28 protein-coding genes are annotated in these 24,981 nt (G+C 44.5%); 21 read left to right on the top strand and 7 right to left on the bottom strand.

The window, feature by feature from the left end; translation table 11 throughout:
• Positions 1-35: 35 nt before the first annotated feature.
• Positions 36-860: a Cof-type HAD-IIB family hydrolase gene (locus KJB35_RS25515; RefSeq protein WP_053307416.1), complete on the bottom strand. Its 825-nt coding sequence runs from the start codon at positions 858-860 to the stop codon at positions 36-38.
• A 244-nt stretch (positions 861-1,104) separates the two neighbouring features.
• The gene (locus tag KJB35_RS25520) at positions 1,105-2,115 is read right to left on the bottom strand and encodes an alpha/beta fold hydrolase (RefSeq protein ID WP_005378733.1); all 1,011 of its coding nucleotides are present in this window, start codon (positions 2,113-2,115) and stop codon (positions 1,105-1,107) included.
• Positions 2,116-2,180: 65 nt separating this feature from the next.
• Between KJB35_RS25520 and rhtB the strand changes: the two genes are divergently transcribed.
• The 7 genes from rhtB to KJB35_RS25555 all read left to right on the top strand — a co-directional run bounded on the left by rhtB (position 2,181) and on the right by KJB35_RS25555 (position 8,856).
• The gene (rhtB, locus tag KJB35_RS25525) at positions 2,181-2,798 is read left to right on the top strand and encodes a homoserine/homoserine lactone efflux protein (protein ID WP_005378732.1); all 618 of its coding nucleotides are present in this window, start codon (positions 2,181-2,183) and stop codon (positions 2,796-2,798) included.
• A 24-nt stretch (positions 2,799-2,822) separates the two neighbouring features.
• Positions 2,823-4,046: an EAL and HDOD domain-containing protein gene (locus KJB35_RS25530; RefSeq protein WP_053304474.1), complete on the top strand. Its 1,224-nt coding sequence runs from the start codon at positions 2,823-2,825 to the stop codon at positions 4,044-4,046.
• A 154-nt stretch (positions 4,047-4,200) separates the two neighbouring features.
• Positions 4,201-4,536, top strand: coding sequence for a metalloregulator ArsR/SmtB family transcription factor (locus KJB35_RS25535; protein ID WP_005378730.1), 336 nt, complete (start codon positions 4,201-4,203; stop codon positions 4,534-4,536).
• A gap of 42 nt (positions 4,537-4,578) precedes the next feature.
• Positions 4,579-5,580: an ArsJ-associated glyceraldehyde-3-phosphate dehydrogenase gene (locus KJB35_RS25540; RefSeq protein WP_005383630.1), complete on the top strand. Its 1,002-nt coding sequence runs from the start codon at positions 4,579-4,581 to the stop codon at positions 5,578-5,580.
• Between the two features lie 12 nt (positions 5,581-5,592).
• A complete protein-coding gene (locus KJB35_RS25545) occupies positions 5,593-6,087 on the top strand; it encodes a cyclin-dependent kinase inhibitor 3 family protein (protein ID WP_005383629.1) in 495 nt (164 codons plus the stop codon).
• 254 nt (positions 6,088-6,341) lie between these two features.
• Positions 6,342-7,559 carry an organoarsenical effux MFS transporter ArsJ gene (gene arsJ / locus KJB35_RS25550; RefSeq protein WP_053307419.1) on the top strand — a complete coding sequence of 406 codons (1,218 nt, stop codon included), beginning with the start codon at positions 6,342-6,344 and terminating at the stop codon, positions 7,557-7,559.
• 283 nt (positions 7,560-7,842) lie between these two features.
• Positions 7,843-8,856: an acyltransferase gene (locus KJB35_RS25555; protein WP_017636080.1), complete on the top strand. Its 1,014-nt coding sequence runs from the start codon at positions 7,843-7,845 to the stop codon at positions 8,854-8,856.
• Here KJB35_RS25555 and KJB35_RS25560 read toward each other — a convergent pair.
• The gene (locus KJB35_RS25560) at positions 8,853-9,182 is read right to left on the bottom strand and encodes a DUF2500 domain-containing protein (protein ID WP_005389668.1); all 330 of its coding nucleotides are present in this window, start codon (positions 9,180-9,182) and stop codon (positions 8,853-8,855) included. The two genes, KJB35_RS25555 and KJB35_RS25560, sit on opposite strands and share 4 nt — an antisense overlap.
• Before the next feature lie 94 nt (positions 9,183-9,276).
• Here KJB35_RS25560 and KJB35_RS25565 point away from each other — a divergent pair, with 94 nt between their 5' ends.
• From KJB35_RS25565 to KJB35_RS25585, 5 genes are all read left to right on the top strand, one after another.
• Positions 9,277-9,453, top strand: a complete 177-nt coding sequence (locus KJB35_RS25565; RefSeq protein ID WP_155490590.1) for a hypothetical protein — start codon at positions 9,277-9,279, stop codon at positions 9,451-9,453.
• A 56-nt stretch (positions 9,454-9,509) separates the two neighbouring features.
• Entirely contained in the window at positions 9,510-9,878 is a 369-nt protein-coding gene (locus KJB35_RS25570) for a hypothetical protein (protein ID WP_005378717.1), read from the top strand.
• Between the two features lie 1,081 nt (positions 9,879-10,959).
• Positions 10,960-11,580 (top strand): lysoplasmalogenase, encoded by a 621-nt coding sequence (locus KJB35_RS25575; RefSeq protein ID WP_005389670.1) that lies wholly within the window; start codon positions 10,960-10,962, stop codon positions 11,578-11,580.
• 69 nt (positions 11,581-11,649) lie between these two features.
• Positions 11,650-11,871, top strand: a complete 222-nt coding sequence (locus tag KJB35_RS25580; protein WP_005378711.1) for a YecH family metal-binding protein — start codon at positions 11,650-11,652, stop codon at positions 11,869-11,871.
• Positions 11,872-11,978: 107 nt separating this feature from the next.
• Entirely contained in the window at positions 11,979-12,563 is a 585-nt protein-coding gene (locus KJB35_RS25585; protein WP_005389671.1) for a YhgN family NAAT transporter, read from the top strand.
• Positions 12,564-12,620: 57 nt separating this feature from the next.
• Here KJB35_RS25585 and KJB35_RS25590 read toward each other — a convergent pair whose 3' ends face one another.
• Positions 12,621-12,887 carry a DUF1145 domain-containing protein gene (locus KJB35_RS25590; protein WP_005378704.1) on the bottom strand — a complete coding sequence of 89 codons (267 nt, stop codon included), beginning with the start codon at positions 12,885-12,887 and terminating at the stop codon, positions 12,621-12,623.
• 25 nt (positions 12,888-12,912) lie between these two features.
• Complete coding sequence (rsmD, locus tag KJB35_RS25595; protein ID WP_285357177.1) at positions 12,913-13,512, bottom strand: 16S rRNA (guanine(966)-N(2))-methyltransferase RsmD; 600 nt, start codon at positions 13,510-13,512, stop codon at positions 12,913-12,915.
• 230 nt (positions 13,513-13,742) lie between these two features.
• Here rsmD and ftsY point away from each other — a divergent pair, with 230 nt between their 5' ends.
• From ftsY to glpG, 6 genes are all read left to right on the top strand, one after another.
• Complete coding sequence (gene ftsY, locus KJB35_RS25600) at positions 13,743-14,951, top strand: signal recognition particle-docking protein FtsY (RefSeq protein ID WP_285357175.1); 1,209 nt, start codon at positions 13,743-13,745, stop codon at positions 14,949-14,951.
• A gap of 22 nt (positions 14,952-14,973) precedes the next feature.
• Positions 14,974-15,648 (top strand): cell division ATP-binding protein FtsE, encoded by a 675-nt coding sequence (ftsE, locus tag KJB35_RS25605; RefSeq protein WP_005393800.1) that lies wholly within the window; start codon positions 14,974-14,976, stop codon positions 15,646-15,648.
• Positions 15,638-16,606: a permease-like cell division protein FtsX gene (ftsX, locus tag KJB35_RS25610; RefSeq protein ID WP_005378695.1), complete on the top strand. Its 969-nt coding sequence runs from the start codon at positions 15,638-15,640 to the stop codon at positions 16,604-16,606. Before ftsE ends, ftsX begins: the two co-directional genes overlap by 11 nt.
• A 176-nt stretch (positions 16,607-16,782) precedes the next feature.
• Positions 16,783-17,640 (top strand): RNA polymerase sigma factor RpoH, encoded by an 858-nt coding sequence (rpoH, locus tag KJB35_RS25615; protein ID WP_005378693.1) that lies wholly within the window; start codon positions 16,783-16,785, stop codon positions 17,638-17,640.
• Between the two features lie 493 nt (positions 17,641-18,133).
• Positions 18,134-18,454: a thiosulfate sulfurtransferase GlpE gene (gene glpE, locus KJB35_RS25620; RefSeq protein WP_005378691.1), complete on the top strand. Its 321-nt coding sequence runs from the start codon at positions 18,134-18,136 to the stop codon at positions 18,452-18,454.
• Positions 18,454-19,296 carry a rhomboid family intramembrane serine protease GlpG gene (glpG, locus tag KJB35_RS25625; RefSeq protein WP_031781355.1) on the top strand — a complete coding sequence of 281 codons (843 nt, stop codon included), beginning with the start codon at positions 18,454-18,456 and terminating at the stop codon, positions 19,294-19,296. The genes glpE and glpG overlap by 1 nt, the downstream gene beginning before the upstream one ends.
• 63 nt (positions 19,297-19,359) lie before the next feature.
• Here glpG and KJB35_RS25630 read toward each other — a convergent pair whose 3' ends face one another.
• Positions 19,360-19,770 carry a flagellar basal body-associated protein FliL gene (locus tag KJB35_RS25630; RefSeq protein ID WP_005378687.1) on the bottom strand — a complete coding sequence of 137 codons (411 nt, stop codon included), beginning with the start codon at positions 19,768-19,770 and terminating at the stop codon, positions 19,360-19,362.
• Positions 19,771-19,931: 161 nt separating this feature from the next.
• Between KJB35_RS25630 and KJB35_RS25635 the strand changes: the two genes are divergently transcribed.
• Both KJB35_RS25635 and ubiA read left to right on the top strand, forming a co-directional pair.
• Positions 19,932-20,471, top strand: coding sequence for a chorismate lyase (locus tag KJB35_RS25635; protein WP_170894169.1), 540 nt, complete (start codon positions 19,932-19,934; stop codon positions 20,469-20,471).
• A complete protein-coding gene (gene ubiA / locus KJB35_RS25640) occupies positions 20,472-21,326 on the top strand; it encodes a 4-hydroxybenzoate octaprenyltransferase (RefSeq protein WP_005378684.1) in 855 nt (284 codons plus the stop codon).
• A gap of 64 nt (positions 21,327-21,390) precedes the next feature.
• Here ubiA and plsB read toward each other — a convergent pair whose 3' ends face one another.
• Entirely contained in the window at positions 21,391-23,817 is a 2,427-nt protein-coding gene (gene plsB, locus KJB35_RS25645; protein WP_213907449.1) for a glycerol-3-phosphate 1-O-acyltransferase PlsB, read from the bottom strand.
• 368 nt (positions 23,818-24,185) lie between these two features.
• On the opposite strand from plsB, the gene lexA reads away from it, so the two are divergent.
• On the top strand, positions 24,186-24,806 hold the full coding sequence (lexA, locus tag KJB35_RS25650) for a transcriptional repressor LexA (RefSeq protein ID WP_005378682.1): 621 nt from the start codon (positions 24,186-24,188) through the stop codon (positions 24,804-24,806).
• The last annotated feature ends 175 nt before the right edge of the window (positions 24,807-24,981 follow it).

Here is a 24,981-nt window from a genome sequence, read left to right on the forward strand (position 1 = left end):
AATGTGCAGCCCTTCATAATTTGGAGTATTGAAGCTTACAGCAAGTGTTCTTGTAGGTAGTGTGCAACCGCATCTTCTGCATTGCTGCCAATTACTTCATTATTTGGTAGAGCTTTCATCACTTTTTCGTGTGATGTACCCATAACTAGCCCTTTACCTGCCATCGACAGCATTTCTACGTCATTCATGCCATCACCAAATGCTACGCAGTTTTCTAACGTGAGGCCGAGTTTTTTCGCTACCGCTTCAAGAGCATGACCTTTAGACACGCCAGCGCTCATTACTTCCAAACACCAAGGCGTTGAAAATGCGATGTTCAGCTTATCACCAAACTGCTCACGTAGTTTGTTTTCAAATACGACCAAACGTTCGTGGTCTTCTCCAGGATGCGTGAAGAAAACTTTCGCAATACCGTCAGTTGGGGCGCGGTCTTCATCAAATAAGACGTAAGTGAATTCATCGTGGAAGTCACGTAACGTTTCATCATCCTTGTTCATCAACCAGCTATCATTTTGATACATGTGAATAAGTATTTCTTGATCATGTTTGATCGTGTCGATCACGCCTTGTACCAGTTCCGCAGGGACATTCTCGCTGTACATTAGCTGATCTTCCTGGTCATGCACTCGGGCACCATTCGACGTGATCATATAAGCTGGAATGCCAACTTGGCGACGGATGCTCGCAACGTCTACGTGGTGACGGCCGGTTGCAAAGACAAAGGTATAACCCTTTTCATGCAGCGCTTTTAGCGTCTCTTTTGAGTAAGCACTGAGCTGATGGTTAGGTGCGAGTAACGTGCCATCCAGATCAGAGGCAACGATTTTGGTGATCTCTTTGCAAGGTAGCGATGTGCTCATGAAGTCCTCGTAAACGGTTTGGATAGTGTGGAACAGGTGAATTGCAAACGGAGTACAGCAGACTGACTAGATCGTACTGCTCCGAATGCGGGGGAACTTGGGCTCATAGCACTATGCGGTTAAACACAGTGTCAAAGTAGCCAAGTTCAAGCAGTGTACGCCAAAATGAGGATGAAAAAGAGGGTAAATCGATGTGTAGACATTTCCTCTTTAATCTTAGTCGTGAAATGGTCGCCTAGAGTTCTTATTGTGCTTGTTCGTTTGATGGCGATTTAGGGTCATTCATAAAGCGGAAAATCGCATCGAGCGCTTGATTACGATACTTGTCGGTTTCGAACAAGATTTCATGCTGTGCGCCTTCGATAGAAAGCAGCTCCGCGTGCGGGTTGGTTTTCCGCAATTTATCAATAAAACGCTTTTGCGCGAGGTTGCTAACAATCCGATCGTTTCCGGCTTGGATTAGGATTACTGGTATTTTGACTTGGCGAGTTAATAAAAAGCACTGCTTAGCGGCCATGAGCCCTTGCCAAACCCAGCGAGTGCTTGGCCCACCGACTTGCAGTTCCGGTTTTTCCGTATATAGGTTTCGGAACCATTGGTAGCGGCCGTAACTTTGGCTAAGTGGGTTATCTTCAAAGGGCTTAGGGAAGTAGGCCTGATGTCCTGGTGCATAGCGTGGCAAAGTCGATACCGCTGACATAATTTGTGTGACCGGAATCGCTATTGGTGATAGGTACCATGGCAGGTTAATGCCAAACATGGGCGCACTTAGAATCAAACCAGTAAAAGGGTGTTCTGGGTGAGTTTGCAGGTAACGTGTGGCGATCGCGCCGCCCATAGAGTGCGCGATGATGAAGCATTGTTGATATTCGCTAAGGTCGTGTTTTTTTACGACGATGTCCATATCATCAATATAATCAGTAAAGTCATAGACGTGACCCATATCTGAGTCAGATAATAAACGATCTGATAAACCTTGTCCGCGGTGGTCAAAGGAATAGACATCGAAACCTTGGCGGTAGAGATCGTAAAACAGCTCTTGGTATTTCCAGGAAGACTCAATGCGTCCATTTACGATGAGCACGGCTTTTTTATGCTCTGGGTTGGTTAGCTTGCACCAGTAAATGTTCTTTTTCTCAGTCCCTTTAACAAAGCCCTCTTGGCGAGTTTGCCAAAGTGCTGCGATCGGACCACCAATTGCTTGCTCAAATAATGTCTCTTGAGTATAAGTCAAAGGTGAATGGTTAGTCGCCATTAGTTGATTACCTGAAGATACGTTGTTTACGCGATGTATCATCGAAGAATTAGTGAGGAAATGCAATGGATACCCATGTCTGGTTAGCTTATGTAGTAACAGCAATCGTTTTTAGTTTGGCTCCGGGCTCTGGCACGGTGAACTCAATCAGTAATGGTTTGAGTTACGGTACCCGTAAATCACTGGGTGCCATTATTGGCTTACAAATTGGTTTAGTTATCCACATCGCGCTGGTGGGGGCGGGTATTGGTGCGCTTGTCGCGCAGTCAGCAACCGCATTTTCTGTCATTAAATGGGTTGGTGCCGCTTATCTGGTTTGGTTGGGGATTCAGAAATGGCGCGATACATCAAGCTTAGTCGCAGCTGAAAACCACAACGAGATGTCAGGCACGGCGCTGTTGTACAAGGCTGTGTTAATTAACCTCACCAACCCTAAATCGATTGTTTTTCTGGTGGCGTTGTTCCCGCAGTTTATTGACCCGGCAAAAGACCAAATCACGCAACTGTTGGTGCTTGGCGTCACTACGGTCGTGATTGATGCGTGTGTAATGTTGGGTTACACGAGCTTGGCAGCACAAATGGGACGCTTTATTCGCTCCGATAAAATCATGGGAAAAATAAACAAAGTATTCGGTTCAATGTTCATGGGTTGTGGTGCATTATTAGCAGCTGCAAAGTCATAAGCCATTTATAGGTCCTTCTTTAGCATGAATACAACGTATGTCGCTCGCCAGCCGATCTTTAACCGAAAAAGACAGACGCTGGGTTATGAATTGTTGTTTCGAGACGGGGAGAGTAACGCATACCCTTCACATATTGATTCAAATCGAGCGACATACCGACTGATCGTCGAAAACTTCCTATCACTGGGCACTAACCCAGTGATTGCCTCTTCAAGATGCTTTATTAACTTTCCTCATCAAAGCTTGGTGCGACGTTTGCCGCGCAGTTTGCCGAAAAACAAAATTGTCATCGAAGTGTTGGAAACGTGCCAACCTACGGATGAGCTTCTTGATGCGATTCGTGAGTTTTATCGAGAAGGTTACTTGATCGCTTTGGATGACTTCACCCTAACACCAGAATGGCGTCGTTTTTTGCCATATGTGCATATTGTGAAGCTCGACATTATGGCGATGGGGCTCGAAAAGGCCTGTGAACTGGTCAAAACACACCTTGCCAAACGCGTCAAATACCACTTTTTAGCAGAACGTGTTGAAACCGCAGAAGAGTTTGAGCAAGCGAAAGCGGCTGGCTTTAAATTTTTCCAAGGTTATTTTTTTAGCAAGCCACTCGTCTCGCAGACTAAATACGTCAGTCCTGAGCAAGTGTTGGCATTGCAACTGTTTCGTGAAGTTTGTGCTCCTGAGCCTGACTTTACTCGTATCGAGTCCATCATTACGCAAGATGTCGCGTTGTCATATAAATTATTGCGTTTTGTAAATACGCAAGCGCCGAATTTGGCTGTCGAAATCAGCTCTTTTCGTCAGGCATTGATTTATCTTGGCCAGGATAACCTTAAGCAGTTTGTCTCTTTGGTTGTGGCATCGTATATCTCCAGTAACAAGCCTCGAGAGCTGTATCACCTTTCATTGCAACGAGCTCAATTTTGCCAATTGATGTCGCGCTATCAGCCATTCTCTCATCTCAACGAACAAGGTTTCATGGTTGGTTTGCTGTCGATTCTAGATGCGTTGCTGGATCTTTCGGTGGAATCTTTAGTTAGGCAGTTACCGCTTAGTCATTCAGTACAACAAGCACTATTACATCGCAAAGGGGTTTATGGTGCACTTATTTCCCTCGAAGAGTGCTACGAGCGTGCCGATTGGTCAGGGGTTGAAAAAATCACGATGCAATTGGGGTTGCCTTTAGAGGAAGTGAAGCTCTCCTTAGGTGAAGCGGTTCGCTGGAGTCAAAGCATCGCGACTGCATAATTTCTTGTCTTATCTTTTATCTTTTTGAATCTCTCTCTTTACAATCAAGCTGTTCGTTAGATGTGAAACTTTTATGACGATGGACGGTTTCCTCTTGACGATATATCTTAATTAAATAAACATATACGCATATCCATATATAGGTATGTTCATTATGCTTCCACATCAGTTTTTTAAGCTGTTATCCGATGAAACACGCGTACGTTGTTTAATGCTCGTGGCCCGTGAAGGTGAAACTTGCGTTGGTGATTTGGCGTTTGCTCTGCAAGAGAGCCAGCCGAAAGTTTCTCGTCATCTTGCTCAGTTACGATCCAGTGGCATCTTGGTGGATAAACGCCAAGGACAATGGGTGTATTACGAGTTATCACAGCAATTACCAGGTTGGATGCGAAAGTTAATTGAAGACTTAGTGGCATCAAACTGTTTGAAGCAGGAATACCAAGACGACATCACACGCTTACACGATAAAAGTCGTGAGGCTTGCTGTTAACAGCGAATAGAGATTCAAGGTAGAAGATTAGAGGGTAAAACTATGACAATTAAAGTAGGAATTAATGGCTTTGGCCGAATTGGTCGCTTAGCGCTGCGAGCGGCATTTGATTGGCCAGAATTGGAGTTTGTGTTAATCAACGATGTCGCAGGTGACGCCGCTACGCTTGGTCACTTATTAGAATTCGATTCAGTGCAAGGTCGTTGGCATCATGGAGTTCAGGTCGAAGGCAGTGAGCTCGTCATCAACGGCAAGCGTGTTGCCACGACTCAACAACGCGATATCGATGCGGTGAACTGGTCTGATTGTGATGTTGTGATTGAAGCGACAGGCGTACATCGCAAAACATCATTCCTAAACAAATACCTAGAGCAAGGCGTGAAACGTGTCGTGGTAAGCGCACCTGTGAAAGAAGAAGGTATTGCGAACATTGTGGTGGGCGTGAACGACCATATTTTCGACCCTGAAAAACATCGTATCGTGACAGCAGCTTCGTGTACGACTAACTGTATCGCACCTGTGGTTAAAGTCATTCATGAGAAATTGGGTATCGAACAATCTTCTTTTACGACCATTCACGACCTGACGAATACGCAAACTATTTTGGATGCGCCACACAAAGATCTACGCCGTGCAAGAGCATGCGGCATGAGCCTTATCCCGACCACGACGGGGAGCGCGAAGGCGATTGTCGAAATTTTCCCAGAATTAAAAGACAAAATTAATGGTCATGCGGTTCGCGTACCTCTAGCAAACGCATCGTTAACAGACATCATTTTTGATGTGAAGCGTGATACCACAGCAGAAGAAGTGAATGCACTGTTAAAAGAAGCATCTGAAGGTGATTTGAAAGGCATCCTTGGCTTCGAAGAGCGTCCTTTAGTTTCTATCGATTATAAAGGCGACCAACGTTCAACCATCGTTGATGCGCAATCAACCATGGTTGTGGGTTCTCGTATGGTTAAGATTTACGCTTGGTACGATAACGAAATGGGTTATGCAACGCGCACAGCAGAGCTGGTTCGTAACGTTGGTTTGGCTTAAAAGGGGGTCACAATGTCTCATCCTACATGGCAATTAGATTTGGACTCCGGTGCTTTAATCTTAACACCGTGCCCAGGAACGAAAGGTGTCGATTTGCATGCGTCGTTAGAACAGTTGAAAGAGCAGGGTGTTCAAGCGGTCGTTACTGCATTAGATGATAGTGAATTAGCTGCGAAGAATGTCTCTGCATTGGGTGAAGCCACTCAGCAACTGGGTATGAAATGGTTCCAGATCGAGATTGAAGACGACTGCGCACCAAATGAAGAATTTGCGACGAAGTGGCAACAAGCCAGTCCGGAACTGCACGCGATTCTTGCTCAAGGTGGCAAAGTTGCGATGCATTGCATGGGTGGTTCGGGGCGCACAGGTTTGTTCGCTGCTCACCTACTCCTAGAAAAGGAATGGCAGTTAGAAGATATCGTGCGAGAAGTGCAGGCATTGCGCCCTGGTGCATTTACAAAACCTGTGCAAGTTGAGTACATCGAACGCGTGGCTCAAGACGCTTGATCAGCTTAAATAGCTTTTGGTTCATTATGATCCAAAAGCTAAATTCGAGCTTCTTCAGGATACGACTGTTTACAAAAAAAGCCATTAATATTAACTAATGCATTGTTTTTAAGGTGTATTTTGCTTTTTATTGATGTTGGGGCATTTTTTGAAAATCACAGCAACATTGTATTGGTCAATGTTGCTGTACAGGTTAGGAAGTATTTAGAACATGATGATCTAAATGCTTCTATCGCTGTACATATGAGGTCAATATGATTTCTCAATTAAGCAAAAGTATTCGTCAGTACATGTTAGTGACGTTTAACTATTGGAACTTTACGGTGACCGATGGCGCACTGCGTATGCTGGTGGTGCTCTATTTTCATGACTTAGGTTATTCCACGTTAGCTATTGCCTCACTGTTTCTTTTCTATGAATTTTTTGGTGTGGTGACAAACCTGGTTGGTGGTTGGTTGGGCGCAAGGTTAGGCCTAAATAAAACCATGAACATTGGTTTAGCGATGCAAGTGTTTGCGTTGCTGATGCTCGCAGTACCAAATGCATGGCTGACCATTCCTTGGGTGATGGCAGCGCAAGCTCTGTCGGGGATTGCCAAAGATCTGAACAAAATGAGTGCTAAGAGCGCGATTAAAACGCTAGTACCAGACGAACAGCAAGGTGCGCTCTACAAATGGGTAGCGATTTTAACTGGCTCGAAGAATGCACTCAAAGGAGCGGGCTTTTTTGTTGGCGGCTTGCTGCTGTCTTGGGTGGGTTTTCAAAACTCGATGTTTATTATGGCGGGTGTACTTACATTAGTGTTTGTTTGCAGCATGATCTGGCTAGAAGCGGACATGGGTAAAGCAAAGAGTAAACCTAAGTTTCGCCAAATATTCTCCAAGTCTGAATCGATAAACATTTTATCCGCAGCACGCATGTTCTTGTTTGGTGCTCGTGATGTGTGGTTTGTCGTTGCTCTGCCTATTTATCTTGGTAGCGTGTTTGGCTGGGATCACTTGTGGGTTGGTAGCTTTCTCGCTGCGTGGGTCATTGCTTATGGGTTTGTGCAAGGCTTTGCGCCGCGTATTACTGGCAAAGCGCAAGGTCGTGTGCCTGATGGTAGTGCAGCATTGGTGTGGGCAGGAGTCCTAGCGTTAATTACGGCTGGTATTGCTTATGGTGTGCAAATCGGTTGGCAGCCTGAATTGGTGATTGTGGTAGGTTTGATGATTTTTGGCGCTGTGTTTGCCATTAACTCTTCGCTGCACTCGTACTTGATAGTGAGCTACGCTAAAGGCGATGGCGTCTCGTTGGATGTTGGTTTTTACTACATGGCCAATGCGATGGGACGCTTGATTGGCACGGTATTATCGGGTTGGATCTACCAAGAGGCTGGTCTTGCAGCGTGCTTATGGGTTTCTTTTGCTTTCTTGGCACTGACGACGCTGATTTCAATTAAGTTGCCAAAAGCTGATGTTGCTACTGCGTAACTATCCCCAGTATCGCTATCTGTCGATGGTATAAATGGCTCCAAATCGGAGCCATTTTTGTTTCTTATGCGCCGTTTGCTGTAATCAGATTGTGTCGGTTTGGCATCGAGAGTGAATACTGATGCTTGGTTTTTGGTTCTCGTTAAGTGATTAGAGTGGTGATGAAATCCCCGTTGTAGGTCATTGTTGAGTTAAAAATAAGCAAAAACAGATTGTTAACCATTTCACTGGTTGAGATTTACCCTATGCTATAAACGATAAGCGACTCAAAGTAGGGAAAGGTATGAGAGAAAGGGTTCTGTTTTTTGATTTATTGCGCTGCTTCGCAGCGGTAGCAGTGATCGCCATTCACGTCTTGGCACCGTATCGAAATGAGTTAGGAGTGATTCCATTTGACCAATGGCTGACAGCGGTAGGCGTGAATAGCGTAACCCGCTGGGCAGTGCCAGTTTTTATTTTGATCACCGGAGCGCTAATGCTCAGTGACACTCGACCATTTGACGGTAAGTATTATATCAAAAGGCGTTTGGGCAAAGTTTTAGTTCCATTTCTTATTTGGTCGATGTTTTATGCATACCTTTCAGGTTGGACTTCTCAAGGCTTTGATTTTGAAACCGTAAAAGAGGTATTAAGCAATAGCCCATTCCACGCAACGTATTACCATCTCGGCTTTTTCTATTACTTTATACCACTGTATTTTGTGATTCCGCTGTTTCAATGGATGGTACGCAACGTGGATGACAACGTCTTGTATACCTATCTCGCATTTTGGCTTTTCACCAGCACACTGTTCTTGTTCAAGATTGATGGCCCTTGGAGTAATCAGATGTGGCTTTATATGGGTTACCTTCCACTGGGGTATGTTTTATTTCAAAAGGTACCTTTGAATCGCTCTATGGTGACCCTATTTGTTGGGCTAGGACTCGTGGCGTTGGCAGTGACCTTTACGATGGTTGTGACAAATAGCTTAGAGGCGGAGAAGTATACGGTTGGGCGCTGGCTCTCTTATAAAACACTGAATGTGATTCTAGCAGCTTCGATGATTTTTATGATCGGGCGTTACTTTGGTGAAGGCTTATCACCAAAAGTACAAAAAGTGGTAAGTGTGATCAGTCAGCACAGCTTAGGGATTTACTTACTTCATCCTATTTTCTTATGGCCGATGAAAGAGTTCGGTTGGTACACAGGACATCCTGCGTGGGTGATTCCAGTCTGGATCGTTCTAAGTGGAGCTGGAGCCTTGGCGATGAGCTATCTCTTTTCTCGTTCTGCCAAGACTCGTTGGTTACTGCCTTAACGTTTGATAGCGAAGTGAAGGAACTTGTTGCCGCGATAGGTCAGTGTTCCCTTATCTCCAGGATTGAGTGCATGGTAGTAATGCACTCCAATTTGGAATTCACGCTTTGGACCGATAGAACCACGTTGAACGTAAATCCAATACTCTTGATCGTCTTGACCTGGTGGTGCGTTTGGTATGTCTATCGCTTGTTTATCTAAAACCGTTACCTGCGCGCTTTGCTCTGGAGCGTCTTCGCCCACATAGTGCTTACTATAAAAACGGAAAAACACCCACGCGCCCAAGGCAATAAGGGCGAATAGGGCGACAATAAGTGAGATTGGCATATTAACCTCCAATGTTTTATCGGGTCCCATTCTACAGAACTCGCTGACGAAACGATGAGTTGAGGTAACTTATTCATAATCTAATGAAAGGGATATGGAGATTATTCGGCGCACTTCACGATTTATCTTAATGATGCACGATGAAATCGTCGCTTCATCTGCAAGCGAAGTCACTAAAGCTGAACGAAGCGGCTTTCACTTGTTAGGCTATATGAGCTCAAGGGCACAAATTGAAAGTAAAATTGCACTTAACGGCTCGAAAAAGCTCTAAATTTATAGAAGAATAAAAATAATGAACATAGGAAGGGTCTGGTAAGGAGGGTTACGATGTCAGATATTGAAAAAGTAGTCATGCGTACCCGAACGATCGAAAAACTTTTGCGTACTCAGTACCATGCAGAAGGGAAAGGGTTGCACCAACTTATTAATAGTTGTGAAGAACGTTTACCGCATGACGTGATAGCAAAGCTTCGATTCATCGCGACAGTGCGTAATAAAGTGGTGCACGAAGACGATTACAAGCTGGATGATCGTAAAGGCTTTATGGCGGCATGTGATGCTTGTGAAAAAGAGCTGACACCAAGAAGCTCTCGCTTTATTTGGCGTACAGCAATTTTGCTAATGACGTTGATTACGCTGGCCGCTCTTGGTTTCTACTATATGCACTGGGATATTTTGTCTAAGCACATTCAGTAGAGCAATACAGATAAATAAAAAAGGACGCATTTGCGTCCTTTTTTATTTTAAATCATTTGGTTAGTACATCATTGGCAGTGTCATTAAACCCACAACCACTGCAATCATAACCAGCCCTTGTTTTTGAGAAGATGAAATCATAACACTACCCCTTAATCTTTGATGAACTCGATGAATTTAATATAGCACTGTTTTTGGGGTTTGATCAACATATGCTCGTTAATCTTTTCAAAAACCACACTTAACTTGTCTGGTTTTACGTGATTCTGACTAATGAAACTATGTTTTTTGTCCTGTATTTAAAGTGTTCACATTGTTTTGTTTTTATCCTTTCTTGTTTTAAGTATTTGATTTTATAATGTTAAATGGTTTGTGGTGTTGGCTTTGTAATTGTTTTTTGTTTCGAATGGTATGTTGGATGTTTATTTTGTCTGTATTTCTCAAAAATTGAGAAAATTAAAGAATGTGCTATGAGGTTGCATCGTCAAATCGAAAGCATGGAGTGAGATTTTCTTACCTTATGAGAAAATATGGGCTTCAAAAGTGTTTAGTGATTTTAGGGTTTATGAAGTCCGCACTTTTATCTGTTATTGAAATTATGATTTTATTTATCATTGACTTACTTTTCTTGTCTGATGTTTTTTTTACTGAATTAAGGTCGGTTTTCTTAGTTTTTACCCCTAATCATCAGTAGTTCCTCCTCTCTTAGATCGCTACTAAGACTATTTTCTATTTTGTGTCTGTTATTTATTCTTGTTGCCTGCATTACATACATCCTGGTGGTTTAATCGTCAGTTTGTAAAATGGCGGCTTACCTGGAGCACTTATCTGTTTTTCAGTTAAATAGTTTTAGAAAGCGCTGGTTATTGTGTCGTGTGATTTGATGGGTTCGGCTGATGAGCAAAGCTTGGCCCCAATGTTTAGTGGCATCATTCAGGCTCATCGGCTTTATTATTACGTAGGCTGAGGGTTACAAAATGTTTCGAATCGCTAGCGAGATCCAACTTTCGTAGATTGTGTCTTTACATCAAAACTGGTCTACCTAGACTAGCGGCGAGTTTAAGTAAAAGGTGTATACTGCATGTGGAGTTGGCTGGCGATAGGGCTATCAGGTGTGTATTCCGTGTTGGGAGCAAAGCAAGCTAACCCGACACAATCCCTCGTGTTTAAAATCTTTACTCTGCTACTTCTTCTTGTGTTGGTGTTAACTCAAGGTGCATCCGCAACATATACCTACTGGATTGCGGGTGGGCTGATTGTGTCTATGGTGGCAGATACGCTGCACTCGTTTAAAACTCGTAAGCTAATCTATTTTACGGCTTATCTGGTCGCCCAGGTATGCTACAGCAAGTCATTTTGGGTGCAGCTTAATGGTGAGATTGTCTGGTGGCTGTTGGCCCTGCTGCTTGCAGCGAGTATCGTGGCGTTCTTTTTGTTGCTACCTCAACTCGACTCTCTGGTATTCCCCGTTGTGATCATGGGGATGATGCTGGTTCAACTTGCTTGGGCAGCCGGTGAAGTTTGGTTACAAGTGCCGAGTTACGCCAATGCTATCGGCTTTAGCGGAACCTTAGTTCTGATCTATTCGGCGCTGGCATACGCGATACACGGTTATCGAAAACCGATGAAACACGCCTATTTGTGGGTGAGTGGTAGTTACTTTTTTGCTCATGCCCTCATTGTTGCCTCAATCATTTACTAATTTAAGTCAAAGCAGCTCTTGAGGATTTCAGTAAACTGAACGCATTGTTCTTAATAACTGGAGTCAATAATGAGTGAAATCCATGCTCACGAGCTGCTAAACCTACTTAGAGAAACGCCAATGGATCGCGAAGCCCTCACACAGCACTTTGGCGCTAGCGTTCGCTTTCACACCTGTAAACTGAATGATCTAGACTTAGATGCATTACTAGCATTTTTGCTCAAGCGCGACAAAATTCGTGAGCTTGAAGGTAAGTTTGTGGTCAATATGGCGCGAGTTTGTAATCACTAAAACGGCGGCTAAGATCGAGGGTGAATATGGTGTTTTCGCCCTCAGTCATATACTCATGTTGTCAGTTTGCTATACACTGGCCGCCATTTTTTAGGTGAGGCCAGAATATGGATATTCTTTCTGCAGCGACCATGCTGTTTCTAATCATGGACCCTCTCGGTAACTTGCCGATTGTGTTGTCTATTCTCAAACATATCGATCCCAAGCGTCGTCGTAAGGTATTGATTCGTGAACTACTGTTTGCCTTACTGATCTTGATGCTATTTCTGTTTGCAGGACAAAGCATCTTAAGTTTTTTGCATGTCCAGCCAGAAACGCTCAGCATTTCTGGTGGCATTATTCTCTTCATTATTGCGATTAAGATGATTTTCCCGAGTGCTGGCAGCATCACTGGACTGGCAGCAGGCGAGGAGCCCTTTATTGTTCCGATGGCCATTCCTATGATCGCGGGCCCTTCAGTGATTGCAGCCTTGCTTTTACTGTCTTCGCAACATCCAGAGAAAATGTTGGAAATGTCAGCATCAGTCGTAATTGCGTGGGGCGCAACATTTTTTATACTGATGTTTTATGGCTTCTTTAATCGCTTGTTGGGTGAACGTGGCTTGAAGGCGGTAGAACGCTTAATGGGCTTGTTACTGGTGATGATCTCCACTCAAATGTTCTTGGATGGTGTAAAAAGTTACATTGGGTGACGAACAAAACGCAGAAAAAAAGCCGCTCACAAGAGCGGCTTTTTCGTATCTGAGCGATTACATCATGTGTTTACGACGAATATCGAGTAGGGCAAAAATACCAAAAATCAGGATTGAATATTTTTCCCAACTGCTCATTTTTATTTTGTCGCCAAATGCACCAATGAAGATGGCCATTTGTAAACCGTGCATGATGAACAAAAAAGCGGTCATGATGTAAAGCGCAATCGCGGCATTGCCGGGAAAGGGCATAAAAATATTTAGGATTAATACTAACCAAACAAAGGCGATAGCCGCTTTGGCCAGCATAATTAGTGCTTTCATTTAAGTATCCTTTTAAATCGAGGCGTTATGCGGAGGTACGTTCGTACAGACGATAGCTCACTTGGCCTGCTGTTTTTTCTCGATGTAATTGCCAGTTTTCTGGTAAGTCGGCAATATTGAGTTCTTTTTCTGTTTCAATATAAATCATCGCATCTTCCGCGAGCCAGCCATTTTGTTCTAGCAGAGCCACGGTCTCATCCAATAGACCTTTGCGAAACGGTGGGTCAATAAACACCACATGATGAGCAGAACCCGGTTGCTTCAAAAAACTCAGTGCGTCGGTATTTACCACTTGGATGTTGTTCGCGCTAAGAGAGGCAATATTCTTTTGTAACTGTTGGAAAGCTTGTGGGTTTAGCTCAACCATGGTCACTTGCTCTGCTTGGCGCGAAGCTGACTCAAATCCCAAGCCGCCAGAGCCAGCAAACAAGTCGAGACATTTTGCCTGTGGTACATCTTGAGCTAACCAGTTAAACAGCGTTTCTTTGACGCGATCGGTCGTGGGGCGTAAGCCTTCAGCATCGTGTACAGGAAGTTTTCTGCCTCTCCATAAGCCACTAATAATGCGAACAAAGCCCGTTGTTGGCTTTTTTTGTGATGAGTTTTGCTGGCGACGTCTTACCATAGATTTTTTGACCGCTAATAAAGTGATACTATATCTAATCGCCCAAGCAATGAGCTTGGAGTTTGGATACAGCCCAGAATATTCAAGATGACAGAGTGTAACACTAATAAGATTAGAATTACCTAATCGGAAAGTTTTCAGAACTTTGTCATTAGCCTTTTTTAGACAGATAATAATCTTGTCAAAAAAGAGTCATTAATAGATAAAAGAACAATCTAGGATAGCCCCAGATGACGGAAAAAAAGAAGCGCGGATTACTTTCGTGGCTAGGTTTTGGTGACGAAGAACAAAGCCCAAAACCAAAAACTGAAGAAACAGTAAAAGAAGAAGCAGTGGAAGCGCCTTCTGAAGAGCAGCAAACCGAAGCGGTTGCTGAGCAAGCGGAAGCAACGCCAGAACTTGAAGAAGAAGAGAAACAATCAGAGGCTGCCCCAGCAGAAGCAGAAGCAGAAGCAGAAGCAGAGGAGCCAGAAGTCGTATCGGCCGCGCCTCGTATTCAAGAACAAGAAAAGCCAACAGAAAGCTTTTTTGCTCGTCTGAAACGCAGCCTAAGCCGAACAAAAGCAAATATTGGTGCTGGCTTCTTCGGTCTGTTCAGCGGTAAGAAAATCGATGAAGACTTATTTGAAGAGCTAGAAGAGCAACTGCTTATTGCTGATGTGGGCATGAATACCACAACAAAAATCATCAACAACCTGACAGAAAAAGCCACACGTGGCGATCTGAAAGACGGCGAAGCCCTTTATGGTTTGTTGAAAGAAGAAATGGCTGAGATTCTTTCTAAAGTCGAACAGCCACTAGAAATCGATAGCAACAAAACGCCTTACGTCATCTTGATGGTGGGTGTAAATGGCGTGGGTAAAACCACGACCATCGGTAAGCTAGCGAAGCAGTTCCAAACTCAAGGCAAAAAAGTGATGCTTGCAGCGGGCGATACTTTCCGTGCCGCAGCGGTTGAGCAGCTACAAGTGTGGGGTGAACGTAATAATGTTCCTGTGATTGCTCAACATACTGGCGCAGACAGTGCCTCTGTTATCTATGATGCGATTGAAGCGGCAAAAGCACGTGGTGTGGATGTGGTGATTGCTGATACAGCAGGTCGTCTACAGAACAAAGCGAACCTAATGGAAGAGCTGCGTAAGATTGTACGTGTGATGAAGAAAATTGATGACTCTGCACCACATGAGATCATGCTAACGCTTGACGCAGGTACAGGACAAAATGCCATTAGCCAAGCGAAACTTTTCAGTGATGTTGCCCCTCTAACCGGGATTACTTTGACTAAGCTGGATGGTACAGCCAAGGGCGGCGTAATTTTCGCTATTGCTGATCAGTTCGGTATTCCAATTCGTTACATTGGTGTGGGTGAAGGTATCGAAGACTTGCGTCCATTTGAAACTCAAGAGTTTATTGACGCACTGTTTAGTCGTGAAGAATAAAAAGAGTTAGAGGAAATCAACGGTGATCAAATTTCAGCAAGTAAGCAAAGCTTACCGAGGTGGTCGACAAGCACTGCAAAAAGTCGATTTTCACCTGAGGCGCGGTGAAATGGCGTTTTTAGGCGGACATTCCGGGGCTGGTAAAAGTACCTTGCTGAAATTGATCTGCGCGATAGAGCGACCAACCGATGGCAAAATCCATTTTAATGGCCACGACATCACGCGTATTCCAAGCAAAGACATCCCTTTTTTGCGCCGCAATATTGGGATTGTTTTTCAAGATCATCGCCTATTGATGGATCGCAGTGTGTACGACAATGTCGCTCTGCCAATGCGTATCGAATCGATTTCTGAAAACGAAATCAAACGCCGTGTTTCTGCGGCGTTAGATAAAACGGGCTTACTCGATAAAGCTCGTTGTCTACCTAGTCAACTTTCTGGTGGTGAGCAACAGCGCGTCGGTATTGCCCGTGCTGTGGTTAATCGACCAACGTTGCTGGTGGCTGATGAGCCTACGGGTAACCTTGACCCAGAATTATCCAACCGTGTGTTGCGTCTATTCGAAGAATTTAACCGTGCGGGCGTGACTATCCTACTTGCCACGCACGATGTGGGGTTAGTAAACACTCGCCCACAGTATCGTCATTTTGAATTGAACCAAGGCTTCCTAAGTGAGGTAGAAGACTATGGCAGGTAACAAGCACTCCCAAAAGAAGGGGAAAGGCCGCAGTGCCAAGCGTGCGAATACCGATGGTTTTTTCTCTGTCCACGCAAAACAAGCTAAATCCTCTTTTAGCGCCTTATGGCAACGACCACTAGGCAACATTCTGACCCTAGCGGTCATCTCCATGGCACTTGCCATGCCAGCTTGTTTGTATCTATTGGGGAAAAACGTTGCGGGGGCAGCGGAAGATGTCGCTTCTCCTTCACAAGTTAGTGCTTACTTAGTTGAAGGTATGCCGGATGCGCGAGTGATGGTTCTCAAAGATCAAATTGAAACTTGGCCTTTGGTAAAAGAGGTAGAGTATATTTCACCGCAACAAGGTCTATCTGATTTAAGCCAATATGCAGGGTTCGACCAAGCTATCAGTCTTTTAAGTGGCTATGCGCTTCCTGGTGTGTTGGTGATTACGCCAGATTCTGAGCTAAAAAGTGATATTCAGTCATTAGCCAAAGACGTTCGAGAGCAACAAGATGTGACCGACGTGAGACTTGACGAAGACTGGCTGGCGCGTCTTGATGCCATCAAAACTCTCGCGAGTATTATTGTCATTACCCTGACAGTGCTGATGCTCGGTGCGGTATTTTTAATCGTTGGCAATACATTGCGATTTAATGTGCTGGCGAATAAAGAAGAGATTCAAACCATGAAACTGATCGGTGCGACGGACAGTTTCATTCTGCGCCCTTACTTGTACACAGGTATGTGGTTTGGCGTGTTAGGTGCCACTATTGCGTGGTTGGTAACGGCTTTAGTGACCATTGTCATGAATAGTGCGGTGGAAGACCTTGCTGCGTTGTACGATAGCCAGTTCCGCCTGATTGGTCTAAGTTGGGATGAATCTTTGTTACTAATCATCATTGGGAGTCTTTTGGGATGTATTGCGGCGCGCTTTTCTGCGCAACGACATTTAAAAGAAATTGAACCAGTTTAAGTGATGGCGGTCTTATTACTTGGATTTCATTAGCACTAGCTAATTTTGAACCCTTGCTTAGACCAAATGTTTATGGATAATTGCTTCCCCTTCTTGAAACTTGTTCATTTTGAGTTCAAGATATCGAAGCTAAATTGCAATGTAATGCTCCAGATCAGAGATTGATGAGGAATTGAATGACAAAAGAAGCGTATCCGATGGCTCTAGTCACGCAAGATAGCCTTGATAGCTATATTCGCTCAGTAAACAGCTACCCAATGCTGACTGCAGACGAAGAGCGTGAGCTGGCAGAACGATTACACTATAAAGGTGAGATTGAGGCTGCAAAAGGTCTAATTCTTTCGCACCTACGATTCGTTGTTCACGTTGCTCGTGGTTACTCTGGCTACGGTTTGCCAATGGCGGATCTTGTGCAAGAGGGTAACATCGGTCTAATGAAAGCCGTTAAGCGTTTTAACCCAGAAGTAGGGGTTCGCTTGGTTTCTTTCGCTGTCCACTGGATCAAAGCCGAGATCCACGAATACGTGCTACGTAACTGGCGTATCGTGAAAATTGCGACCACTAAAGCGCAACGTAAATTGTTCTTCAACCTGCGTAAGTCGAAAAAGCGCTTGGGTTGGTTTAACAACGGTGAAGTAGAAACCGTTGCGCGCGAGTTAGGTGTTGAGCCTTCTGAAGTTCGCGAGATGGAATCACGCTTAGCGGCGGTGGATTCAACCTTTGATATGCCAACTGATGAAGACGACAGCTCAAACGCTTACACAGCGCCGATGCTATACCTAGAAGACAAATCGTCTGATGTGGCCGACAACATTGAAGCCGCCAACTGGGAAATGCATACCAACAATCGCTTGGGTCATGCATTAGCGAGTTTGGATGAGCGTAGTCAGCGCATCGTGCGTTCTCGTTGGTTAGATGATGAGAAAGCAACATTGCAAGACTTAGCTGATGAGTTCGGTGTTTCTGCCGAGCGTATTCGCCAGCTAGAAAAAAATGCAATGAAGAAACTAAAATTGGCCGTGGGTGAATTTTAATTTCCACTGCTAATTGAAAGTAAGATTTTCATAGAAAGCCGAGATCATGTGATCTCGGCTTTTTTATTGTCGATCGAAAATCGATAGCGTTTGCGATCCGGATTTTATGTGCTACCTGTGTATAACTCTGTGAAGTAATTATTTATCAACTGTTCGAAACCCGGACAAAATAAGGGATTCAAGCACTTTTCCATCTGGGGATAGTTATAGATATACACACAGTTAGATCAGGATCATCACTACATATTGTGGATCAAAAGATCCAAATACACTTTATCAACGCAATTCACAGCTTTATCCACAAATGGTTGGAATGTGTACACTTTTGAAAAGCCTGATTATCCATGTGTCTAAGTTTGCCGTTGGATAGGTTACAATGGCGGCAGTATACCCAAGCAGCTTCAAATATGGATTTTATGCTGTACCACGGGTGCTGATTAGTACGTTAGGTTCGAGGTTGCTTGGGTATATTAATAAGACAATGAGAAAGTAAATGGATCAGTTTAAGCATATCGATGTACAAGGTGCGCAAGCGCTGCTCGAGCAGGGTGATGCGAAGCTTGTAGATATCCGTGACCCTCAATCGTTTGCCGTTGCGCATGCGGAGTCCGCGTATCATTTAACTAACGATACGATCGTTGCGTTTATGGATGAAGTGGAGTTCGAACAACCTATTCTAGTGATGTGTTACCACGGTATTAGTAGCCAAGGTGCGGCGCAATATTTGGTTAACCAAGGCTTTGAACAGGTGTACAGTGTAGATGGTGGCTTTGAAGCCTGGCATCGAGCAGAACTACCGATAGTGAGAAGTTAATGAAGAGATTGGTAACGTTAAATAATCCACGTATGGCGCAAGCCTTTATTGATTATATGGCCTCTCGCCAAATTGACATCGAAATGATGCCAGAAGGGGATGGGCAATTTGCGCTGTGGCTGACTGATAGCCAGCATGAAATAGAAGCGGAAGCCGAACTTAAGCTGTTCCTTGCTAACCCGTCTGATTCAAAATACAGCGCCGCCTCGTGGGACGTTGCCGATACTCGTAAGAGCACATTTCATTATTCCAGCCCGAGTATCATAAGCATGGTCAAAGCGAAAGCTGGCCCCATGACTTTGCTGATTATGACAGTCTGTATCATCATCTACTTGTTACAAATGTTTGGCTTTGGCAATGGCGTGTTTAAGTTGTTGCACTTCCCGGCTTTTGAGGGGCAACAATGGCAAGTGTGGCGATGGCTAAGTCATGCGTTACTGCACTTTTCAGTAACTCACATCGTGTTTAACTTACTATGGTGGTGGCAGTTGGGTGGCGACATCGAACGTCGTCTCGGTTCCGGTAAGCTATTGCAACTCTTTGTGGTGTCGGCAGCGCTTTCAGGGGCAGGCCAGTTCTATGTTGAAGGGGCTAACTTCGGCGGCTTGTCTGGCGTGGTCTATGCACTGCTTGGTTATTTGTGGATATTGGGTTACCGCTTGCCACATTTAGGCCTTACGCTACCCAAGCCAATTATCGTCTTTATGTTGGTATGGTTAGTTCTTGGTTTTGTGCAGCCATTTATGGCGATTGCAAACACCGCTCACTTAGTTGGGCTACTGTCGGGGATGGCGATTGCGCTGTTTGATTCAGGCAAGATGAAATACCAACAGCAAGCCTAAAGCAGATGAAATGAAAAGACCGCTCAAGAGCGGTCTTTTTTTATGTTCAAAACGGATTTGGGTTTATTGATAAAGGTATTTTGTAAACAACAAATCGGCAATGATGGTTTTACCTGTTTCAGGCAAAAGCGTTTCGTTGAGGGTCGTCACTAAGGTTTTGCGCAGATCTTCTCGGCCAGACAGGGACTTAATCGTATCTTCTGTTTGCTTACCCAATAATTCAATCACTGCATCGCGAATCAAAGGTTGGTGATGCTCAACAACTGATAAATCTTGTTGACTCATTACCATGATGTCGATGCGCACTTGCACATAACCTAACTTTTTGCCTTTGGTGTAAAAGTTAGTAGTGAGGTCAGGCTCTAGGGTAAAGTATGCCAACTTAGGTCCAGCTTCTTCCGTTTCAGCCCAACTTGGTGCGGCGAATAGTATGGTTAACGCAAAAATAATTTGGGCTATATAACGTTTGTACATATTTCTAACTTTTCTTTCTCTGGATCGCGATATTCGAATCGCTTCAGTCTTGATACAATGGGCCGTCTATAACAAATAACGGAACTTACGGTTACATACATTACTATGGACGGTAAGTTGTTGCTTTATTGTACGCATAAAGCCTCCAATTGAATACTAGTATGAATCAGCCAACATCACTCTATCTTGCTTCTTTATTGGAAGTAGAGTGGCAAAACCCCGAAGAATTCGAATTTCCAAATGAATTTGCCAAGCATTGGCTTGAAGAGCAAGGGTCTTTGTCACGTCGTTTAAAACAGCACTGCCAAGCGTTAACGGTAGAATTGCTACAAAATCAGATCGTCACTGCAGCGACATTAAAACAGGACGAAAGCCAGTTATTGTCCGAACAAGATTGCTTACTGAGAGAGGTAATTTTGTGTGGTGACAATGATAACTGGGTTATCGGACGGACATTAATTCCTCGCTCAACCTTAGTTGATCAGCAGTATGATTTGGCTCAACAAGGGGATATCCCACTAGGACTAACTGTGTTTAGCGCCGACAACGTTGAGCGAGACTCTTTGCAAATGGGATGGGTAGCCGTACCAGAAGGACATTTGTTAGCGCGACGCTCAAGGTTGTGGATGAATCACAAACCGATGCTGGTCGCCGAGTTATTCTTATCTAATTCACCAGTTTACGCTAAGGAGACAGTGTAAATGTCCGCAGAAAAAGCCAAAGCATATTGGCAACTGATGCGCATGGATCGCCCGATCGGTTCACTGTTACTGATGTGGCCAACTATTTGGGCGCTAATTATCTCAGCCCAAGGGATGCCGAGTTGGGATGTATTTATCGTGTTTGTATTGGGTGTATTCCTAATGCGTAGTGCGGGGTGCGTGATTAATGATTTTGCAGATCGCAAAGTCGACGGCCATGTAAAGCGTACTAAGCAACGTCCACTGCCATCAGGGAAAGTGACAGCAAAAGAAGCGATTGGATTATTTTTGGTTTTGGGTATCAGCTCGTTTTTGTTAGTGCTGACCATGAACCCGCTGACGATTCAGCTATCCTTCGCTGGTATTGTGTTGGCGTTCATCTATCCATTTATGAAGCGTTACACTCATATTCCACAGCTATTTTTAGGCTTGGCTTTTAGCTGGGCGATTCCAATGGCTTGGGCTGCACAAACTGGGGAATTACCATTGATTGTTTGGTTTTTGTTCCTCATTAACGCTTTGTGGACCATTGCGTACGACACTCAATATGCGATGGTAGACCGAGATGATGATCTAAAGATTGGCATTAAATCGACGGCAATTCTGTTTGGTCGTCATGACAAGCTTATTATTGGTGTGTTGCAACTGATTACACTCGCGATGCTGGTTTGGTTAGGGCAGTTCTACCAATTGGGACAAAGTTACTACTGGACCCTTTTGATTGCAGCGTCGTTGTTTGTTTATCAGCAGCACTTAATTCGTCACCGTGAGCGTGAGTTGTGCTTTAAGGCTTTCCTTAACAACAATTATGTTGGCATGGTGATAGCGATAGGGTTACTGGTCGCATTTTGGTAAGCGAAGAAATAGAAAAAGGCATCCGATTGGATGCCTTTTTTCTTATTGGACGAAGGTAAAACGGTTACGACCGAAGTTGGTGAATACTCTCTTCTATCGTCAGTTTCACTTCTGGATAAAGCAGAGTGAACAGTAGCCGTGCAAATTGCTGCGTTTTCTTCGTGTCACAGTTACCATCGTTATCGAGGTATTTTTGCTGTTTGAGCGTATTGAACATCGCGGTAAACACACCTTTATCGAAGAATTCTGGCGCATTAATACCGTGCAAACGCCCTAGGCGTTGAGCAATATCTTGGCTCTTCTGCTCTAGGTCCGATTTACCCAGCTCAGGGTAAGCAACAAGCAAGTTCATCGCGATAGAGTAGCGTTGCAGCGTTTCAGTTATCGTACGACCTAGCAGAACCAAAGGCTGGTTGTTCGATTGATTGATCTCTAGCTTATCACCATCAAGACTAATCATTTTCTGATCGGCAAATTCATGCAGTGTTTTAACGACCAATTCATCTAACTCGTCTTCTTGGTAACTTAAGAACAGCTCTTTCTTCAAGAATGGGTAGATTTGCGCGACATTCGCTTGAATCTTGGCTACCGAAAGGTTGCGCTGACGAATGAGCATTTGGGCAATTAATGACGGCAGAGCGAACAAGTGAATGATGTTGTTGCGATAGTAAGTCATCAGGATCGATTGGCTACGGTCCAGCGAAATGATGTCACCCATGCTATCGGTTTCAATCACGAACTTATCAAGCGAAATTGCATGATCGACCAACTCCTCAGAACTTTCGGTAGGGATAGTGGAGGTGCTTGAGTACGGATTATTTTTGAGTAGCTTTAAGTAACACTCGATCTGATTGATCAGCGAGTCACGAGAAAGTGCACGTTGACGAGAAGCAAGCAGTGCGGTTGCACACAAGGTCAACGCGTTTGCTGCCGCCGCATCGTTGATGTGCGTCATCATCTTATTAGCAAGGTCGTTGACCACAGGATTCATCCATTGTGGTTTGTTACCACCCATGCTGTCGATGTCTTTCGTCCACTCAGGAGCATGCTCGTTCAAGTATTGGTTGAGCTGAATTGGCTCACCGAAGTTCACATAGCCCAAACCAAAGTTACGCAGTTTACGCAGAGTACGCAGTACAAGCCCTGCGTTTTCTTTCTCTTTGCGTTTGCCACGCAGCTCTTTCGCGTAAGTGCCCACTTCCATTACGTGCTCGTAGCCGATGTAGACCGGCACTAGCGTTACTGGGCGGTTTAAACCACGTAGCATTGCTTGGATGGTCATAGCCAGCATACCCGTTTTCGCTTGCAGTAAGCGACCTGTACGTGAACGACCACCCTCACTGAAGTACTCGACTGAATAGCCTTTGGCAAACAGCTCTGCTAGATACTCACGGAAAATGGTTGAATATAGTTTGTTGCCTTTAAAACTACGACGAATAAAGAACGCCCCACCACGACGGAAAAGAGGACCGGCCGGGAAGAAGTTCAAGTTAATGCCTGCCGCAATGTGCGGAGGCACCATGCCTTCATGGTATAAAACATAAGACAACAGCAGGTAGTCCATGTGACTACGGTGACACGGAACGTACACAATTTCGTGGCCGTCTTGCGCTAAACGACGCACAGTCGAGGCGTTATTGATGTGCAAACCTTGGTATAGTTTTGTCCATAACCAACTCAGGATGCGGTCGCCGTTTTTCACCAGACTATAGGAGAAGTCGGCAGCAATTTCATCCATGATGTCGTGGGCTTCTTTACGTGCCTTATCAATCGAGATGTTTTTGCTCTTGGCTTCGTCAGCAATCGCCAGTTCAATAGCTGGAGATTTTAGTAAACGAGCAAACAACACTTGGCGTTGTGGCAAGTTTGGGCCTGAAGCAGCCAGTTTCTGGCGTGAGAAGTGGATACGCGCCACGCGAGCCAGTTTGTGCGCAATTGCGCTGTCGGTACCGTGAGAGTCTGCCATATAACGCAGAGATACCACGGGACTAAAGCGAACTAAGCAGTCGCGTCCCGCCGCCATTACTGCTTTGGCTTTTTGCGGACCATTCATCGGTTGAAGGTAAGGCTTTTGGTTCTCTTCTTTACCTGGCTTACGACCCCAAAGCACGGTTGCAGGGATCATTTGAACATCCAACTCACTATTCAGCTTGTGCAGTTCCAGTAAGTCAGTGAACAGAGAGACAGAATCGGTTGGGACATCATTATCGTTGTTCATCACAGTTGGACGCGCAGCGATAAAGACGAAACGGTTCAGCGTTTTGCCATTGATTTCCAGCGGGCTGAGCGGGTCGGGTAGACCAAGGCTCATGGCTTGTTTTTGCAGTGTCAGCAAATCCACGTTCGAGCGGAACGGCAGGGCATATACAATCGGTTTAGTTAGGTCGATGTTCAGATCTTCAATCGGGTTCGACGGGATTGCGGTGCCCTTTACCAGTACCGATAAAGGTAGTTTTAGTAATGAACGTGAAAATGATTGTCCAGAAGACATAAAGTTCACAGCCTCAATAGGTATTCAAACAGGCCTAACCTTATTTCAGTTTCCGCTTTGCATGTCTTCTCTATAAAAAGAGATGAGTACGGCAATAGAAATAAGCCTAGGCGATAAAATTTAAGCGCTGCAAGGATACCAGAAACTGGTCAAACCTTTTAATTTTATTGGCTGTAAATTAGTCGAACCCCTAAGTTATTGCTTTGACTTGATTAACTGAAAAGTCGGTGTTTTAAACGAATAAAGAATGAACTTAATCGGTAAGCTGAAAGCTCCCCACAAATAAATTAAAAAACAACCAATTGGGTTTTCATTTGAGCATTTACTGGATATACTCACAGTTAACTGTATAAAAAGACAGGTGAGACATGAAGCCGTTAACGCCACGCCAACAACAAGTCTTCGATTTGATCAAAAGTAAAATCGATGACACCGGAATGCCACCAACTCGTGCAGAGATTGCGCGTGAGCTTGGCTTCCGCTCTGCGAATGCCGCAGAGGAACACCTAAAAGCGCTTGCTCGTAAGCAAGCAATTGAAATTATTCCAGGCGCTTCTCGTGGGATTCGTATCCTGCTTGAAGACGCAGCCAATGATGAGCAGGGTTTGCCTTTGATTGGTCAAGTCGCAGCGGGTGAGCCAATTCTGGCTCAAGAGCACGTAGAGGCGCACTACCAAGTCGATCCTGCGATGTTCAAACCGCAAGCGGATTTCTTACTTCGTGTAAATGGCGAGAGTATGAAAGACATCGGGATTATGGATGGCGATTTGCTCGCGGTGCATAAAACCCAAGACGTGAGAGACGGTCAAGTTGTCGTTGCGCGTGTTGATGATGATGTGACTGTGAAGCGTTTGGAGCGCAAAGGTTCAACCATATTACTGCATGCTGAGAATGAAGAGTTTGCCCCAATCCAAGTGGACTTAACGTCTCAGCACCTTACGATTGAAGGCTTAGCCGTTGGTATTATTCGTAATACCGATTGGATGTAAGTGTATTTAAGCAGCCCAGTTGATCTGGGCTGTTTTGTCTTTTCTCTTTTTCTACTTCCTCCAAAAGCTTGCTCATCATCTTGACCTTGTTTGTTTTGACCAATTTATAAGCTTGATAATGTAATTGATATTCATTATCATCTTTATTAATGTCTATGTTTTCTCTCTGGCGCAG

This window comes from Vibrio sp. D431a (assembly GCF_030248655.1).
In the GTDB taxonomy this organism is placed as follows: Bacteria; Pseudomonadota; Gammaproteobacteria; order Enterobacterales; family Vibrionaceae; genus Vibrio; species Vibrio alginolyticus.

What these genes read in the sequence shown, in the direction of transcription:
- glpE (WP_005378691.1), top strand. Translation starts at nt 18,134, where the DNA reads ATGGATCAGTTTAAGCATATCGATGTACAAGGTGCGCAAGCGCTGCTC.
- KJB35_RS25555 (WP_017636080.1), top strand. Translation starts at nt 7,843, where the DNA reads ATGAGAGAAAGGGTTCTGTTTTTTGATTTATTGCGCTGCTTCGCAGCG.
- KJB35_RS25540 (WP_005383630.1), top strand. Translation starts at nt 4,579, where the DNA reads ATGACAATTAAAGTAGGAATTAATGGCTTTGGCCGAATTGGTCGCTTA.
- KJB35_RS25575 (WP_005389670.1), top strand. Translation starts at nt 10,960, where the DNA reads ATGTGGAGTTGGCTGGCGATAGGGCTATCAGGTGTGTATTCCGTGTTG.
- KJB35_RS25585 (WP_005389671.1), top strand. Translation starts at nt 11,979, where the DNA reads ATGGATATTCTTTCTGCAGCGACCATGCTGTTTCTAATCATGGACCCT.
- ftsX (WP_005378695.1), top strand. Translation starts at nt 15,638, where the DNA reads ATGGCAGGTAACAAGCACTCCCAAAAGAAGGGGAAAGGCCGCAGTGCC.
- KJB35_RS25515 (WP_053307416.1), bottom strand. Translation starts at nt 860, where the DNA reads ATGAGCACATCGCTACCTTGCAAAGAGATCACCAAAATCGTTGCCTCT.
- arsJ (WP_053307419.1), top strand. Translation starts at nt 6,342, where the DNA reads ATGATTTCTCAATTAAGCAAAAGTATTCGTCAGTACATGTTAGTGACG.
- KJB35_RS25635 (WP_170894169.1), top strand. Translation starts at nt 19,932, where the DNA reads ATGAATCAGCCAACATCACTCTATCTTGCTTCTTTATTGGAAGTAGAG.
- KJB35_RS25565 (WP_155490590.1), top strand. Translation starts at nt 9,277, where the DNA reads ATGGAGATTATTCGGCGCACTTCACGATTTATCTTAATGATGCACGAT.
- ubiA (WP_005378684.1), top strand. Translation starts at nt 20,472, where the DNA reads ATGTCCGCAGAAAAAGCCAAAGCATATTGGCAACTGATGCGCATGGAT.
- KJB35_RS25545 (WP_005383629.1), top strand. Translation starts at nt 5,593, where the DNA reads ATGTCTCATCCTACATGGCAATTAGATTTGGACTCCGGTGCTTTAATC.
- KJB35_RS25520 (WP_005378733.1), bottom strand. Translation starts at nt 2,115, where the DNA reads ATGGCGACTAACCATTCACCTTTGACTTATACTCAAGAGACATTATTT.
- rhtB (WP_005378732.1), top strand. Translation starts at nt 2,181, where the DNA reads ATGGATACCCATGTCTGGTTAGCTTATGTAGTAACAGCAATCGTTTTT.
- ftsY (WP_285357175.1), top strand. Translation starts at nt 13,743, where the DNA reads ATGACGGAAAAAAAGAAGCGCGGATTACTTTCGTGGCTAGGTTTTGGT.
- KJB35_RS25570 (WP_005378717.1), top strand. Translation starts at nt 9,510, where the DNA reads ATGTCAGATATTGAAAAAGTAGTCATGCGTACCCGAACGATCGAAAAA.
- KJB35_RS25530 (WP_053304474.1), top strand. Translation starts at nt 2,823, where the DNA reads ATGAATACAACGTATGTCGCTCGCCAGCCGATCTTTAACCGAAAAAGA.
- KJB35_RS25580 (WP_005378711.1), top strand. Translation starts at nt 11,650, where the DNA reads ATGAGTGAAATCCATGCTCACGAGCTGCTAAACCTACTTAGAGAAACG.
- lexA (WP_005378682.1), top strand. Translation starts at nt 24,186, where the DNA reads ATGAAGCCGTTAACGCCACGCCAACAACAAGTCTTCGATTTGATCAAA.
- glpG (WP_031781355.1), top strand. Translation starts at nt 18,454, where the DNA reads ATGAAGAGATTGGTAACGTTAAATAATCCACGTATGGCGCAAGCCTTT.
- plsB (WP_213907449.1), bottom strand. Translation starts at nt 23,817, where the DNA reads ATGTCTTCTGGACAATCATTTTCACGTTCATTACTAAAACTACCTTTA.
- KJB35_RS25590 (WP_005378704.1), bottom strand. Translation starts at nt 12,887, where the DNA reads ATGAAAGCACTAATTATGCTGGCCAAAGCGGCTATCGCCTTTGTTTGG.
- KJB35_RS25560 (WP_005389668.1), bottom strand. Translation starts at nt 9,182, where the DNA reads ATGCCAATCTCACTTATTGTCGCCCTATTCGCCCTTATTGCCTTGGGC.
- KJB35_RS25630 (WP_005378687.1), bottom strand. Translation starts at nt 19,770, where the DNA reads ATGTACAAACGTTATATAGCCCAAATTATTTTTGCGTTAACCATACTA.
- rsmD (WP_285357177.1), bottom strand. Translation starts at nt 13,512, where the DNA reads ATGGTAAGACGTCGCCAGCAAAACTCATCACAAAAAAAGCCAACAACG.
- rpoH (WP_005378693.1), top strand. Translation starts at nt 16,783, where the DNA reads ATGACAAAAGAAGCGTATCCGATGGCTCTAGTCACGCAAGATAGCCTT.
- KJB35_RS25535 (WP_005378730.1), top strand. Translation starts at nt 4,201, where the DNA reads ATGCTTCCACATCAGTTTTTTAAGCTGTTATCCGATGAAACACGCGTA.